Raw genomic sequence first — 12,962 nt, 5'->3', positions numbered from 1 at the left:
AGCACCCACCCCCTCCGCAAACATCACCTCACGCAGCGACCCACCCAACACACCGTCAAAAGCCCCACACACCTCATCCACCGCCGCAGCAAAAACCGGGAACGCCCCATAAAGAACACGCCCCATCCCCACCCGCTGCGACCCCTGACCAGAAAACAAAAACCCCACACGCCCAGAACCACCCGACACACACCCCTCAACAACACCGGGTGACGCCTGGCCGTTGGACACCGCGGTGAGGTTGTTCAGCAGGGCGTCCGTGTCCTGGCCGAGCACCACTGCCCGGTGCGCGAAGGCGGTACGGGACGTGGCCAGCGTCAGCGCCACGTCGGCTGGGGGCGTCTCGGGCCGGGCCGCCACGAACGAGCGCAGCCGTTCCGCCTGGGCCCGCAACGCGGCGGTGTCCGTCGCCGACAGCACCCACGGCAGCGGTCCGGCGGCCTCGGCGGAGGCGGGGCCGCCCGGCTCGCCGTCGTCGCCGGCTCGTACGCCTTCGGGTGCCCCCTCCAGCACGACATGGCAGTTGGTGCCACCCATGCCGAACGAGCTGACGCCGGCCAGCGGCAGCGCGCCGGCGCCGGCCGCGGGCCAGTCCGTCAGGGACCGCTGGACCCGGAGGTTCCACTCGTCCAGGGCAATGCGGGGGTTGGGCTGCTCGTAGTTGAGGCTGGCCGGGAGCTGTCCGTGCCGGAGCGACAGGGCGACCTTCAGCAGCCCGACGATCCCGGCGGCGCCCTCCAGGTGGCCGACGTTGGTCTTCGCGGAGCCGACGGCGACGGGCCGCTCCCGGCCGTCGGCGGTGCCCAGCACCGCGCCGAGCGCGGAGGCTTCGACGGGGTCGCCGACCTTGGTACCGGTGCCGTGGAGTTCGACGTACTGCACCTGCGCCGGGTCGACGCCGGCCGCCTCATAGGCGAGCCGCAGTACGTCCTGCTGGGCCTGCGGATTCGGCACGGTGAGACCGTCGGTGGCGCCGTCGTTGTTCATGGCGCTGCCGCGGATGACGCAATAGACCGGGTCGCCGTCCGCGAGCGCACGGGCGAGCGGCTTGAGCAGGACGACGCCGCCGCCCTCACCGCGCACATATCCGTTCGCCCGCTCGTCGAACGTATAGCAGCGACCGTCGGGGGAAAGGCCGCCGAACCGCTCCGCGCCAAAAGCGCTTTCCGGAACGATATTGAGGTTCACCCCGCCCGAGAGGGCGATCTCGCTGGCGCCGCTGCGCAGGCTTTCGCACGCCAGGTGAACGGCGGTGAGGCCGGATGACTGGGCGGTGTCGACGGTAAGGCTGGGGCCGCGCAGCCCGAGTGCGTAGGAGACGCGGTTGGCGATGATGCTGCGGTGCAGGCCGGTCACGGAATGCTGGGTGACGGCGGAAAGTCCGCGCCGGTGCAGCAGCGTTGCGTAATCGTCCCACATCGCGCCGAAGAACACTCCGGTACGGGTGCCGCGCACACTCTCCGGAAGGATTCCCGCGTCCTCAAGGGCCTCCCAGGCGAGTTCGAGCACCAGTCGCTGCTGCGGGTCCATCATCGCCGCTTCACGCGGGGAGATGCCGAAGAATGCGGCGTCGAACCCGTCGACCCGGTCGAGAAAAGCACCGTGCCGGGCCGGGCCCGTCAAAGTATCCGCGTCCCACCGGTCGTGGGGCACCTCGCCGACCGCGCTACGGCCTTCCTTGAGCAACTGCCAGAAAGCCTGCGGGTCCGGCGCCTGGGGAAGTCGGCACGCCAATCCGACGACGGCGATGGCCCCCTCGGAAATCGGACCGCTTTCGGTGATGCCACCGGGGACAATCGACATGATTCCCAACCCTCGCTCTTCGCAGGCCCTCACAGCACACGAAGGGATATCGAGGGGATGGGTCAAGAGCGGTGCCCCCCGAAAATCCCATACCGCACATGCACCACTCGTCGTCAACACTAGGCGAGGGGTCCCCCCTTCCCACACCCCTATCGACCCCTGCTCCCCCCTACGTCAGAGAGGGGTTCCGCGCCCGGCCCGACCCCTTCCCATCAGCCCCGCAAAGGCATTGCCGCAGCGACGAAATAGGGGAAGCGGCACAGAGACGTCCCGCCCCGATTGGGGTGGCGGCGCCGGTTCCCTTTTCCCCGCGGCCGGGGAGGGCGGGACCGCACCGCCACGCCGCGGCGGGACGCACGGCCGCCCCCCCGACAAGGTCCACGGCGGGCCCGGCGCACCCTTCGCGCTCCCGCTGTGCGTCCGTGCGCTCCCGTGTGCCGGGAGCCGGCCGGGAATCAAGAGGCCGACGCGTCCGGGTGCCAAGGACCTCTGTGTTCGGGCACCGGGGACCTATGCGTACGGATACCAGGCCCCAGGGGGAGGCGCTTCGTGCACGGACCGCCGTTGGTCAGCTGGCTGCTGGTGCTGCTGTGTACGGGCGCCGGTGTGTACTGCCTGGCGCTGGCGCACAGGGCGCCGTCCGGACAGCGGGCGGAGACCCGCGGCGAGGGGCTGATGGCGCTCGGGATGGCAGCGATGGCGCTGCCGGCGTCCGCGGTGGCCCCGCCGGCGTGGTGGCCGTGGCTGTTCACCGCGGCCTTCGGGGCCGCGGGCCTGTGGGCACTGGTGCGACGGCATCTGCATCACGCGGTGGGGGCGGGGGCGATGGTGTACATGGCGCTCGTGATGGTCGGACCGTCGGGGGCCATGGATCACATGCGTCACATGGGCGGGACCGGCCCCATGGATCAGGTGAGCCAGCTCGACCAGGCGCATCAGGTGGGTCAGTTGGGTCAGGCGGGGGCGCTGGGTTCCGTGGCGCACTCCGCCCCGGGCGGGTTGCCGCTGCTGACGGGGCTGCTGCTCGCCTATTACACGGTGTACGTCATCGGCGCGGGGGTCCGGCTGGTGCCGGGTGCGGCCTCCGCGGTGGCCGAGCCGGCGCTGCCCGAGGGGCCGGTGACGGGCGGGCCGGTGACGGGCGGGCCGGTGAGGCACGGGCCGGTGACGGGCGGATCCGCGACGCGCGGCGGGCCGGTACCGGCCGCGGGTGCCTGGCCGGCCGGCGTACTGCGCGCGTGCCGGGTGGCGATGGGCATCGGCATGCTGGCGATGCTGCTGGCCGTGTGAGCTGCGGCGAATGCCCTCCAAGGCCCGCACCGGCCCGTCCCCCGCTGCACCCGACCCCCTCCGGGCCTGCACCCCGACCACCCGGGCCTCACCCGGGCAAGATCGCGCGCCTTGCTTTGTTCACATGTGTCACCGAGGTGGCGTGCGTCACTTCCGATGCGTGCCCGTACCAAGGAGTAGCCGCCCGCTCATAAGGTACCGACATGATGGTCCCGATCGCGCTGATGATTCTCGGCGTGCTGGCCGCGGCGATGGCGCCACGGCTGATGGCCCGTTCGGACTGGCCCGACCGCGAGCCGGTGCTCGCCCTGTGGGTGTGGCAGTGCGTGGTCGCCGGTGTCCTGCTGTGCTGCGTCCTCGCGATGTCGCTGAGCGCGGCCGCCGCCTGGGAGGCCGTCCGCAGCCCGGTGTTCGGCTTCGCGCCCCGGGTGGTCGTCGAGGCGTACGCGCTCAACGCGTACGGGCCGTGGGCCGGAGTGCTGGCCCTCCTCCTCGCGGGCGGTGGCGCCTGGACGGCCGTCGCGCTGACCCGCGAGGTACGCGCGGCCCGGGCGCGCCGCCGGCAGTGCCGGGCCGATCTGCTGCGCCGGGCCCCGCTTATGCCGGGCGAGGAGCCCGCCGGGGAGCGGCTGGTGGTGCTGGAGAGTGAGCGCCCGGAGGCATGGTGGCTGCAGCGTGCCTCGGCCCAACTGGTCATCACCACCTCGGCGTTGCGACGGCTGAAGGATCGTCAGCTCGATGCGTTGATCGCCCATGAGCAGGGCCACGTGCGGGCCCGGCACGATCTCCTGCTCTACTGCTCCTCGGCGCTGGCCTCCGGCCATCCGCAGATCCGCGTCTTCGCCGCCTTCCGCGACCAGGTGCACCGGCTGGTCGAACTGGCCGCCGACGACGCGGCGTCGCGCCGTTTCGGCCGGCTGGCGATAGCCCTGGCGCTGATCGAACTCAACGAGGACCGCGGGGTGTTCGGCCCCTGCCCGCCGCAACTCGCCGAGGTCCCCGCTCGCGTGGACCGCTTGCTGGCCCCCGCGCCGCGCTTCACCGCCGGCCGCCGGCTGCGGATGACCGCGATCGCGGCGCTGGTCCCCGCGGTACCGCTGCTGGTGACGTTCATCCCTGGCCTGACCGCGCTGACGTAACACGCCGGCGTCGGCGGGGCCCACTGGCGTAGGGTCGCGCCATGTCGCACGGCGTCCGCCGCGCCCTTCCCTGCGCGGCCCTGTTCCTGATGCTGCTCGCCCTGGTCGTCCTGCGCTGGGGCCCGTTGCTGTCGCTGGACGCGGCGGTCAGCGGCGCGCTGCACCGGACGGCCGTCGCCTCGCCGGGCTGGACCCGGGTGAGCCGGGTGCTCAGCGACTGGGTGTGGGATCCCTGGGCGATGCGCGCGCTGCTCGCGGTCGCGATCGGGCTGCTCGTACGGCGTGGTGCGCCGCTGCTCGCGGTCTGGGTGGGGGCCACCGCACTGGCCGGTACGGCGCTCCAGCAGCTGGTGAAGGCGCTGGTCGGCCGGGCGCGCCCGGTCTGGCCGGATCCGGTGGACTCGGCGCACTACGCGGCGTTCCCGTCGGGGCATGCGATGTCGGCGCTGGTGGCGGGCGTCCTGCTGCTGTGGCTGCTGCGGCTGTACGGGGCACGGCCCGGGTGGCGGTGGACGGCGCGGGTGCTGGTCGTGCTCTCCGTCGTCGGCGTCGGCTGCACCCGGGTGTTTCTGGGGGTGCACTGGCCGTCGGACGTCCTCGGCGGGTGGCTGCTGGGCGGTGCCGTGGTGGCCGGGTCGGCCGGGGCATACGCCGTCTGCGCGCGCCGGTGGGCGCCGCGGACCGTTCCGGCGCACGGCGCATGATGGACGGTATGACGACGACCAGCCGTATGACCACGATCAAGGGTGTGCTCTTCGACTTCTCCGGGACCCTGCTGCGCATCGAGTCCCCGGAGTCCTGGCTGCGTGCGGCGCTGACCGCGACCGGTACGGAGATGGACGAGGCCGAGATCGCCGTGCGGGCGGCCGAGCTGGACCGGGCGGGTGCCCTCCCCGGCGGTACCTCCCCCGCACGGCTGCCCGCCGAGCTGGCCGCGCTGTGGGAGATCCGCGACCGCGACGCCCGTCACCACCGCGCGGTGTACACCGGCCTGGCCCGCCAAGTCGCCCTTCCGCAACCGGAGTTGTACGACGTCCTCTATGACCGCCACATGACGGCGGAGGCATGGCACCCGTACCCGGACGCCGCCGAGGTGCTGGCGGAACTGCACCGGCGCGGCCTCCGGATCGGCGTGCTCAGCAATATCGGCTGGGATCTGCGGCCGGTACTGCGCGCCCACGGCCTCGACCGCCATCTGGACAGCTGTGTGCTCTCCTACGAACACGGGATCCAGAAGCCGGACCCGCAGCTCTTCGCCCTCGCCTGCCGGGAGTTGGGGCTCCCGCCGTCCGCCGTGCTGATGGTCGGCGACGACCGCCGGGCGGATGGCGGGGCCACCGCGCTGGGGTGCGCCTTCCTGCCGGTCGACCACCTTCCGGTGGACCTCCGCCCGGACGGGCTGCGGCCGGTGCTGGACGTCGTGGGCTGAGGGCGGCCGCGGGGCCGTACGGGGCGTCTCAGTGCGCCGGGCGCGGCGCCAGCCACTCCTGGAGCTCGACGAGGTTGCCCTCCGGGTCCTGGAGGTGGGCGACCCGCATCCGGTCGGTCATCGGGGCCGGGCCGTGGGCGAGGACGGCGCCCCGTGCGGTGAGCCGCGCGCAGTAGCCGTCGAGGTCGTCGACCCGCAGGACGACGAGGGAGCGGTAGCCGGCCGGCGGCGCGGCCAGCTCCCCGAGGACGCGGGCCATCTGCCCGCGGTCCTGCAGGGCGAGGCCGGCGGACCCTTCGTCGCAGCTGAACTTGGCGTACGGGCCGTCCTCGGCCGGGAACTGCGGGGCGAGGCCGAGCACGTCCCGGTAGAAGCGGTAACAGCCACGGAAGTCCGTGACGAGCAGGCGGATCTGGGCCAGTTCCATCGTGTCCCCCGTAGGACGTCAACGCGCGTGGGTCGGCGTGCGCGTGCGAGGCCGCCGCGCGTGCGGCAGCGCCCCGACGCTACCCGCCCGGGCCCGGGGCTCCCGCGGTGGCCTCCGGGCCGCGCGGCCCCACGCTAAAAGGCTGCCTCACTTGCCTAAAGCTATTAGGTAACTGCATAATCATTTTCGGAGAATGGGAGGAAGGTTATGGTGCGCGTGGGGCTGACCACGGAGCGTCTGGTCCGGGCGGGAGCGGAACTGGCCGATGAGGTCGGCTTCGACCAGGTGACCGTCTCGGCGCTCGCCAGGCGGTTCGAGGTCAAGGTCGCGAGTCTGTACTCGCACGTGAAGAACTCCCAGGACCTCAAGACCAAGATCGCGCTGCTGGCCCTGGAGGAGCTCGCCGACCGGGGCGCCGCCGCGCTGGCCGGCCGGGCCGGCAAGGACGCCCTGACCGCCTTGGCGAACGTCTACCGCGACTACGCCCGCGAGCACCCCGGCCGCTACGCCGCGGCCCAGCTGCGGCTCACCCCGGCAGAGGCCGCCGCCAGCGCCGGCGGCAGGCACGCACAGATGACGCGGGCGATCCTGCGCGGCTACGAGCTGTCGGAGCCGGACCAGACGCATGCGGTCCGGCTGCTGGGCAGCGTCTTCCACGGCTACGTCAGCCTGGAGCTGGGAGGGGGGTTCAGCCACAGTGCCCCCGACTCGCAGGAGACCTGGGAACGGATCCTGGACGGCCTCGACGCACTGCTGCGGAACTGGCCCGCGCAGGCCGCCCCGTCACCCGGCCCCGCAGACTCCGGACACCGAACGACACGTTGAGGCACGGGACATGAACGAGAACTGGACCACCACGCCCGTCACCGCGGAACTCCTGCGCGGCGCCCTGGAGGTGGAGCGCACCGAGTACGGCGTGCTGCCGCACCGGCTGCCCGCCCGGGCCCGCGCCCAGTGCGCCGACGGCCAACTGGCCATGGCCGAGGCCCAGCCCTCCGGCGTCCGGCTGGTCTTCCGCACCCGGGCCACCACCGTCGAACTGGACGCCCTCCCCACCAAGCGGCACTACGTGGGCGCGCCGCCCCGCCCGGACGGCGTGTACGACCTGCTCGTCGACGGCCGCCTGGCCGGCCAGGCCGGTGTGGCGGGCGGCAACACCCTGACCATCGACATGACCGCCGGGACCTTCACGCACGAGGCGGGCCCCGCCGGCACCGTCCGTTTCAGCGGCCTGCCCGACGGCGACAAGGACGTCGAGATCTGGCTGCCGCACAACGAGACCACCGAACTCGGTGTCCTGCGCACCGACGCCCCCGTCGAGCCCGCTCGGGACCGGGGACGCAAGGTGTGGCTGCACCACGGCAGTTCGATCAGCCATGGCTCCGACGCCGCCAGCCCCACCACCACCTGGCCCGCGCTCGCCGCCTCCCTCGGCGGCGTGGAGCTGATCAACCTGGGCCTCGGCGGCAGTGCCCTGCTCGACCCGTTCACCGCCCGCGCGCTCCGGGACACCCCCGCCGACCTGGTCAGCGTCAAGATCGGCATCAATCTGGTGAACGCCGACCTGATGCGGCTGCGCGCCTTCACCCCGGCGGTGCACGGCTTCCTCGACACCCTCCGCGAGGGCCACCCCAGCACCCCGCTGCTGGTCGTCTCGCCCCTGCTGTGCCCCATACACGAGGACACGCCGGGCCCCAGCGCACCGGACTTCAGCACCCTCGGCGAGGGCCGGCTGCGGTTCCGGGCCATGGGCGATCCGGCGGAACGTGCGAGCGGGAAGCTGACCCTGGGCGTCATCCGCGACGAGCTGGCACGGATCGTGGCGCAGCGGGCGGCCGCGGATCCGCACCTGTACTACCTCGACGGGCGCGTCCTCTACGGAGAGGAGGACGCCGTCGAACTGCCGCTGCCCGACGCGCTCCACCCGGACGCCGCCACCCACCGCCGGATCGGCGAACGCTTCGCCCGGCTGGCCTTCAGCGCCGACGGCGCCTTCGCGGACCGGACCGCCTGAGGCACCTGAAGCAACTGAAGTACCAGAAGCACCCGAGGGGCCTGAGGCGGATCGGTGCATGCCGCGTGCGGACGCACGCATGGCTCCGCCCCGGCCGGGCGCGGTGCCGGCCGGGGCGGAGTGACCATCAGCGGGCCCTTCCGCGGGCCGTAGGCCGTCGGGCCTCGGTGCCGCGGAAGGATCCCGGCGTCAGCTCAGGCTCGCGATGGCCTGGTTGAGGGTCTGCGACGGACGCATGACCGCCGCGGCCTTCTCCGGGTCGGGCTGGTAGTAGCCGCCGATGTCGGCCGGCGAGCCCTGCGCCGCGATCAGCTCGTCGACGATGGTCTTCTCCTGCTCGGCGAGCGTCGTGGCCAGGCCCGAGAAGACCTGCGCGAGCTGGGCGTCCTCGGTCTGCTTCGCCAGCTCCTGGGCCCAGTAGAGCGCCAGGTAGAAGTGGCTGCCGCGGTTGTCGATGCCGCCGAGCTTGCGGCTGGGCGACTTGTTCTCGTTGAGGAACGTGCCGGTGGCGCGGTCGAGGGTGTCGGCCAGGACCTGGGCGCGGGCGTTGCCCGTCTTCTGCGCGAGGTGCTCGAAGCTGACCGCCAGGGCCAGGAACTCACCCAGGCTGTCCCAGCGCAGGTAGTTCTCCTTGACCAGCTGCTGGACGTGCTTGGGCGCGGAGCCGCCGGCGCCGGTCTCGAACAGGCCGCCGCCGTTCATCAGCGGGACGACCGACAGCATCTTGGCGCTGGTGCCCAGCTCCAGGATCGGGAACAGGTCGGTCAGGTAGTCACGCAGGACGTTGCCGGTGACCGAGATCGTGTCCTCGCCGCGGCGGATGCGGTCGAGCGAGAACTTGATCGCGTGGACCGGGGCCATGATCTCGATCTGCAGGCCGTCAGTGTCGTGGTCGGCGAGGTAGGTCTTGACCTTCTTGATCAGCTGCGCGTCGTGCGCGCGCTCCTCGTCCAGCCAGAACACCGCGGGGTTGCCGGTGGCGCGGGCGCGGGTGACGGCGAGCTTGACCCAGTCGCGGATCGGCAGGTCCTTGGTCTGGCACATCCGGAAGATGTCGCCGGCACCGACGGCCTGCTCCAGTACGACGTCGCCGGCCTCGTCGAGGACCCGCACGGTGCCCGTGGCGGGGATCTCGAAGGTCTTGTCGTGGCTGCCGTACTCCTCGGCCTTCTGCGCCATCAGGCCGACGTTCGGCACCGAGCCCATGGTGGACGGGTCGTAGGCGCCGTGCGCGCGGCAGTCGTCGACGACGACCTGGTAGATGCCGGCGTAGCTGCTGTCCGGCAGCACCGCGAGGGTGTCGTGCTCCTCGCCGTCCGGGCCCCACATGTGGCCGGAGGTGCGAATCATGGCCGGCATGGAGGCGTCGACGATGACGTCGCTGGGGACGTGCAGGTTGGTGATGCCGCGGTCGGAGTCGACCATCGCCAGCTCGGGGCCCTCGGCGAGCTCCGCGTCGAAGGACGCCTTGATCTCGGCGCCCTCGGGCAGCAGCTCCAGGCCCTTGTAGATGCCGCCGAGGCCGTCGTTCGGGGTCAGGCCGGCGGTGGCGAGCACCTCGCCGTACTTGGCGAAGGTCTTCGGGAAGAACGCCCGGACCACGTGGCCGAAGATGATCGGGTCGGAGACCTTCATCATCGTGGCCTTGAGGTGGACGGAGAACAGCACGCCCTCGGCCTTGGCGCGGGCGACCTGCGCGGTGAGGAACTCACGCAGCGCGGCGACGCGCATGACGGAGGCGTCGACGACCTCGCCGTCGAGCACCGGGACCGACTCGCGCAGGACGGTGGTGGAGCCGTCGTCGCCCTTGAGCTCGATCCGCAGCGAGCCCTTCCGGGAGATCACCGAGGACTTCTCGGTGGAGCGGAAGTCGTCGTTGTCCATGTGGACGACGTTGGTCTTGGAGTGGGCCGTCCACTCGCCCATGCGGTGCGGGTGCGCCTTGGCGTAGTTCTTCACCGACGCCGGGGCGCGGCGGTCGGAGTTGCCCTCGCGCAGGACGGGGTTGACGGCGCTGCCCTTGACCTTGTCGTAACGGGCGCGGATGTCGCGCTCCTCGTCGGTCTTGGGGTCGTCCGGGTAGGCCGGCAGCGCGTAGCCCTGCTCCTGAAGCTCCGCGATCGCGGCCTTGAGCTGCGGGATCGAGGCCGAGATGTTCGGCAGCTTGATGATGTTGGCCTCGGGGGTCTTGGCCAGCGCGCCGAGCTCGGCGAGGGCGTCGTCGATCCGCTGGCCCTCCTCCAGGTGCTCGGGGAAGCTCGCGATGATGCGCCCGGCCAGAGAGATGTCACGGGTCTCCACGCTGACGCCGGCCTGCGACGCGTATGCCTGGATCACAGGCAAGAACGAATACGTCGCCAGGGCCGGGGCCTCGTCAGTGTGTGTGTAGATGATGGTCGAGTCAGTCACCGGGTGCTCCGCTCCACGTCTGCAACATTGCTCGACATCAAGATATCTCCTGAGCGCCCCCCTCTCGACAGGACCCCACCCCGGGCAAAACCGGAGGAATCTATTCCGACCCGTTGCGAAGGGTGAAAACCGGTAGCCGTGCGTGCCGGCCACTTTTTCCGCTCCTCCGGCCCCTTCCGCCATCTGGCCCCACCGGTGCCGGGGGCGGCGCCGAAGCGGGCCGGCACCCGGGCGCACGGGGCGTACGAGCCGGCGCGGCGGCGGCCCGGCCGCGTACGGGACCGCGGCCCACCGCACCGCAAGGAACACCCGATGCACGCCCTGCGGCGGGTCGGCGGCGGCCGGGGTGGGCATGATCGTCACACCGTCCCACCGGGCACCCCCTCGGACCGGCACCGGACGAACCGAACCGCGCCCCAGGAGGCATCGCCGACCATGACCGCCAGCCCCTACCTCGACGCGCTCTTCTCCCTCGCCGGCCGCACCGCCCTCGTGACCGGCGGCAGTTCCGGGATCGGCCGGGCCGTCGCGGAGGCCCTGGGGCGCGCCGGGGCGGAGGTGGTGCTGCTGGCCCGGCGCGCGGAGCCGCTGCGGAGCACCGCCGCCGAGCTCTCGGCGGCGGGCTGCACCGCGCACTGGATCGCCGCCGACGTGGGTGACCGGGAGGCCCTCGGCCGGGGCGCGGACGAGATGGTGCGGCGGCACGGCGAGCCGGACATCCTGGTCAACGCAGCCGGGGTCAACCCCCGCCCCCCGATGGACGAGTTGACCACCCCCGACTGGGACCGCACGATGGCCGTCAACCTCGACGCGCCCTTCCTGCTCGGGCAGCGCTTCGGGCCCGGCATGGCCGCCCGCGGCTGGGGACGGATCCTGCACATCGCCTCGCAGCAGGCGATCCGGGCGTTCGGCAACAGCGGCGCGTACGGGGTGTCCAAGGCCGGGCTCGCCGCGCTGACCCGCTCCCAGGCGGAGTCCTGGTCCCGGCACGGCGTCAGCGTCAACGCCCTCGCCCCCGGCTTCGTCCGCACCCCGCTCAACGAGGCGGTGTTCGCCGATCCCGACCGCACCGAGGCGATGGCCCGCCGGACGATGGCCGGACGCAACGGCGAACTGGCCGACTTCGCGGGCGCCGCGGTCTTCCTGACCGGCCCGGGGGCAGCGTACGTGACGGGCCAGACAGTCTTCGTCGACGGCGGCTTCTCAGTGACCTGAGCCCCCCTGCCCGGGAGCGAGGGCCCGGGCACGCGAAGGGAAGGACACGTGCGACCTAGAAGTACGACTCCAACGTCCCCCGGCGCCGCACATCCACCGTGGCGCAGTGGAACGAGCCGCCGAAGCTGTTGAAATTGCGGAAGTTGCAGGGGATCGGCGTGAACCCGAACTTCTTCATCGTGGCGATCATCGGCTCGTCCTGCGCCTCGACGATCACCCGCTCCTCGTCCAGCATCAGGATGTTCATGTTGATCCACTTGCTGGTCATGTAGAGCGGGTGCCCGTCCGGGATGACGGGCGCGGGGGCGGCCTGCACGTCCCAGCCCTTGAACAGCCCCGGCACCTCGGTCACCCGCTCGGGGTGGACGAGCAGCTTGCCCGGGGCCATCGGCACCAGCGTCGCGTCGATGTGCATCGGATGCGGGTCGTTGAACTCGAAGACATGGATGCGGTACGCGTCGCCGAGGTGGCGGCGCAGCCACTCGATGCCGAAGTCGTTGGTGACGTTGCTCTTCTGGGCGATGATGTCGCGTCCGCAGCGGGTGAAGTCGGCCGCGTCGAAGGTCGGCTCGAATTCGGTCACCACCAGCCGCTGCGGCCCGTCCTCGCCCGGGTCCGTCCAGTCCTGGTCGAACTGCGCGTCCGTCAGCTCCGGCTTGGGTGCCGCGGTCCATTTCGCGCCGCCCCGGAAGTACTCCTTGAGCAGCGGCCGGTAGGCGAGGTTCTCGTAGTAGCGGGAGCGCCAGGCCATCGGGCACTCGATGATGTCGTCACCGACCACGAGGATCGCGTCCCGGGGCATGGCCGCGTACATACCGGTGCTGGTCCAGTCCAGCGTGGTGTACGGCGTGCGCTGCGGAATCGCTTCCGGCCGGCGCACCCGCACCCCCTCGCCTTCGAGGATGTGCACCAGCTCCTCCAACTCCGCTCGCGCGGCGGCGACCTGCTCGGGCGGGAACGGGCGTCCCGCGTTCCGGCGGAAGGTCTCGTGCTGGTCGGCGGGCAGCACCGGCGGCAGTGCCTCGTGCCACGTCGGGAAGCTCGCCCCGTCGACGATGCCGACGATCACTTCCTCCAGCGGGTCCCACTCCGTGTAGGAGCACACCGGGCTCTCCGCCGGTCCGGACGACACGAACTCATCGCCTCGGCCCGTGTCCGATTTCCTTCCCTGCGGCGTCCCTGTCTGCGGTATCTCGGCTCTCACGTAATCGCTCCTCGTGGGGGGTGTGCGGCGGC

General features: G+C 71.9%; 11 protein-coding genes. 7 read left to right on the top strand and 4 right to left on the bottom strand.

Going from position 1 to position 12,962, the window contains the following annotated elements; all coding sequences use genetic code 11:
- Positions 1-1,803 (bottom strand): type I polyketide synthase (locus OO62_RS15135; RefSeq protein WP_033267929.1); only part of this gene is annotated, 1,803 nt, incomplete at its 3' end.
- A 549-nt stretch (positions 1,804-2,352) separates the two neighbouring features.
- Here OO62_RS15135 and OO62_RS15130 point away from each other — a divergent pair.
- The 4 genes from OO62_RS15130 (at position 2,353) to OO62_RS15115 (ending at position 5,661) form a co-directional block, all read left to right on the top strand.
- Positions 2,353-3,093 (top strand): DUF5134 domain-containing protein, encoded by a 741-nt coding sequence (locus OO62_RS15130; protein ID WP_033267903.1) that lies wholly within the window; start codon positions 2,353-2,355, stop codon positions 3,091-3,093.
- Between the two features lie 203 nt (positions 3,094-3,296).
- Positions 3,297-4,232: a M56 family metallopeptidase gene (locus OO62_RS15125; RefSeq protein WP_033267902.1), complete on the top strand. Its 936-nt coding sequence runs from the start codon at positions 3,297-3,299 to the stop codon at positions 4,230-4,232.
- 41 nt (positions 4,233-4,273) lie between these two features.
- Positions 4,274-4,936, top strand: a complete 663-nt coding sequence (locus tag OO62_RS15120; protein WP_051733208.1) for a phosphatase PAP2 family protein — start codon at positions 4,274-4,276, stop codon at positions 4,934-4,936.
- On the top strand, positions 4,936-5,661 hold the full coding sequence (locus tag OO62_RS15115; protein WP_381505979.1) for an HAD family hydrolase: 726 nt from the start codon (positions 4,936-4,938) through the stop codon (positions 5,659-5,661). The genes OO62_RS15120 and OO62_RS15115 overlap by 1 nt, the downstream gene beginning before the upstream one ends.
- A gap of 28 nt (positions 5,662-5,689) precedes the next feature.
- Here OO62_RS15115 and OO62_RS15110 read toward each other — a convergent pair whose 3' ends face one another.
- Entirely contained in the window at positions 5,690-6,088 is a 399-nt protein-coding gene (locus OO62_RS15110; protein WP_033267901.1) for a VOC family protein, read from the bottom strand.
- A gap of 207 nt (positions 6,089-6,295) precedes the next feature.
- On the opposite strand from OO62_RS15110, the gene OO62_RS15105 reads away from it, so the two are divergent.
- Positions 6,296-6,913 (top strand): TetR/AcrR family transcriptional regulator, encoded by a 618-nt coding sequence (locus OO62_RS15105; RefSeq protein WP_051733207.1) that lies wholly within the window; start codon positions 6,296-6,298, stop codon positions 6,911-6,913.
- A 10-nt stretch (positions 6,914-6,923) separates the two neighbouring features.
- Positions 6,924-8,102, top strand: a complete 1,179-nt coding sequence (locus tag OO62_RS15100; RefSeq protein ID WP_033267900.1) for a GDSL-type esterase/lipase family protein — start codon at positions 6,924-6,926, stop codon at positions 8,100-8,102.
- Positions 8,103-8,291: 189 nt separating this feature from the next.
- Here the strand turns inward: OO62_RS15100 and OO62_RS15095 are convergent, their stop codons facing one another.
- A complete protein-coding gene (locus OO62_RS15095) occupies positions 8,292-10,511 on the bottom strand; it encodes an NADP-dependent isocitrate dehydrogenase (RefSeq protein ID WP_033267899.1) in 2,220 nt (739 codons plus the stop codon).
- Between the two features lie 435 nt (positions 10,512-10,946).
- On the opposite strand from OO62_RS15095, the gene OO62_RS15090 reads away from it, so the two are divergent.
- Positions 10,947-11,726: an SDR family NAD(P)-dependent oxidoreductase gene (locus OO62_RS15090; RefSeq protein WP_033267898.1), complete on the top strand. Its 780-nt coding sequence runs from the start codon at positions 10,947-10,949 to the stop codon at positions 11,724-11,726.
- Between the two features lie 55 nt (positions 11,727-11,781).
- Here OO62_RS15090 and OO62_RS15085 read toward each other — a convergent pair whose 3' ends face one another.
- Complete coding sequence (locus OO62_RS15085) at positions 11,782-12,858, bottom strand: amidinotransferase (RefSeq protein WP_033267897.1); 1,077 nt, start codon at positions 12,856-12,858, stop codon at positions 11,782-11,784.
- Between the last annotated feature and the right edge of the window lie 104 nt (positions 12,859-12,962).

The organism is Streptomyces lydicus (assembly GCF_000717345.1).
GTDB classification, from domain to species: domain Bacteria; phylum Actinomycetota; class Actinomycetes; order Streptomycetales; family Streptomycetaceae; genus Streptomyces; species Streptomyces lydicus.
Note: the sequence above shows the minus strand (reverse complement) of the source record. Positions and strands in the feature narration are given on the sequence as shown.

Coding starts and splice junctions, on each gene's coding strand:
- OO62_RS15105 (WP_051733207.1), top strand. CDS start 6,296: ATGGTGCGCGTGGGGCTGACCACGGAGCGTCTGGTCCGGGCGGGAGCG.
- OO62_RS15090 (WP_033267898.1), top strand. CDS start 10,947: ATGACCGCCAGCCCCTACCTCGACGCGCTCTTCTCCCTCGCCGGCCGC.
- OO62_RS15115 (WP_381505979.1), top strand. CDS start 4,936: ATGGACGGTATGACGACGACCAGCCGTATGACCACGATCAAGGGTGTG.
- OO62_RS15125 (WP_033267902.1), top strand. CDS start 3,297: ATGATGGTCCCGATCGCGCTGATGATTCTCGGCGTGCTGGCCGCGGCG.
- OO62_RS15100 (WP_033267900.1), top strand. CDS start 6,924: ATGAACGAGAACTGGACCACCACGCCCGTCACCGCGGAACTCCTGCGC.
- OO62_RS15120 (WP_051733208.1), top strand. CDS start 4,274: ATGTCGCACGGCGTCCGCCGCGCCCTTCCCTGCGCGGCCCTGTTCCTG.
- OO62_RS15110 (WP_033267901.1), bottom strand. CDS start 6,088: ATGGAACTGGCCCAGATCCGCCTGCTCGTCACGGACTTCCGTGGCTGT.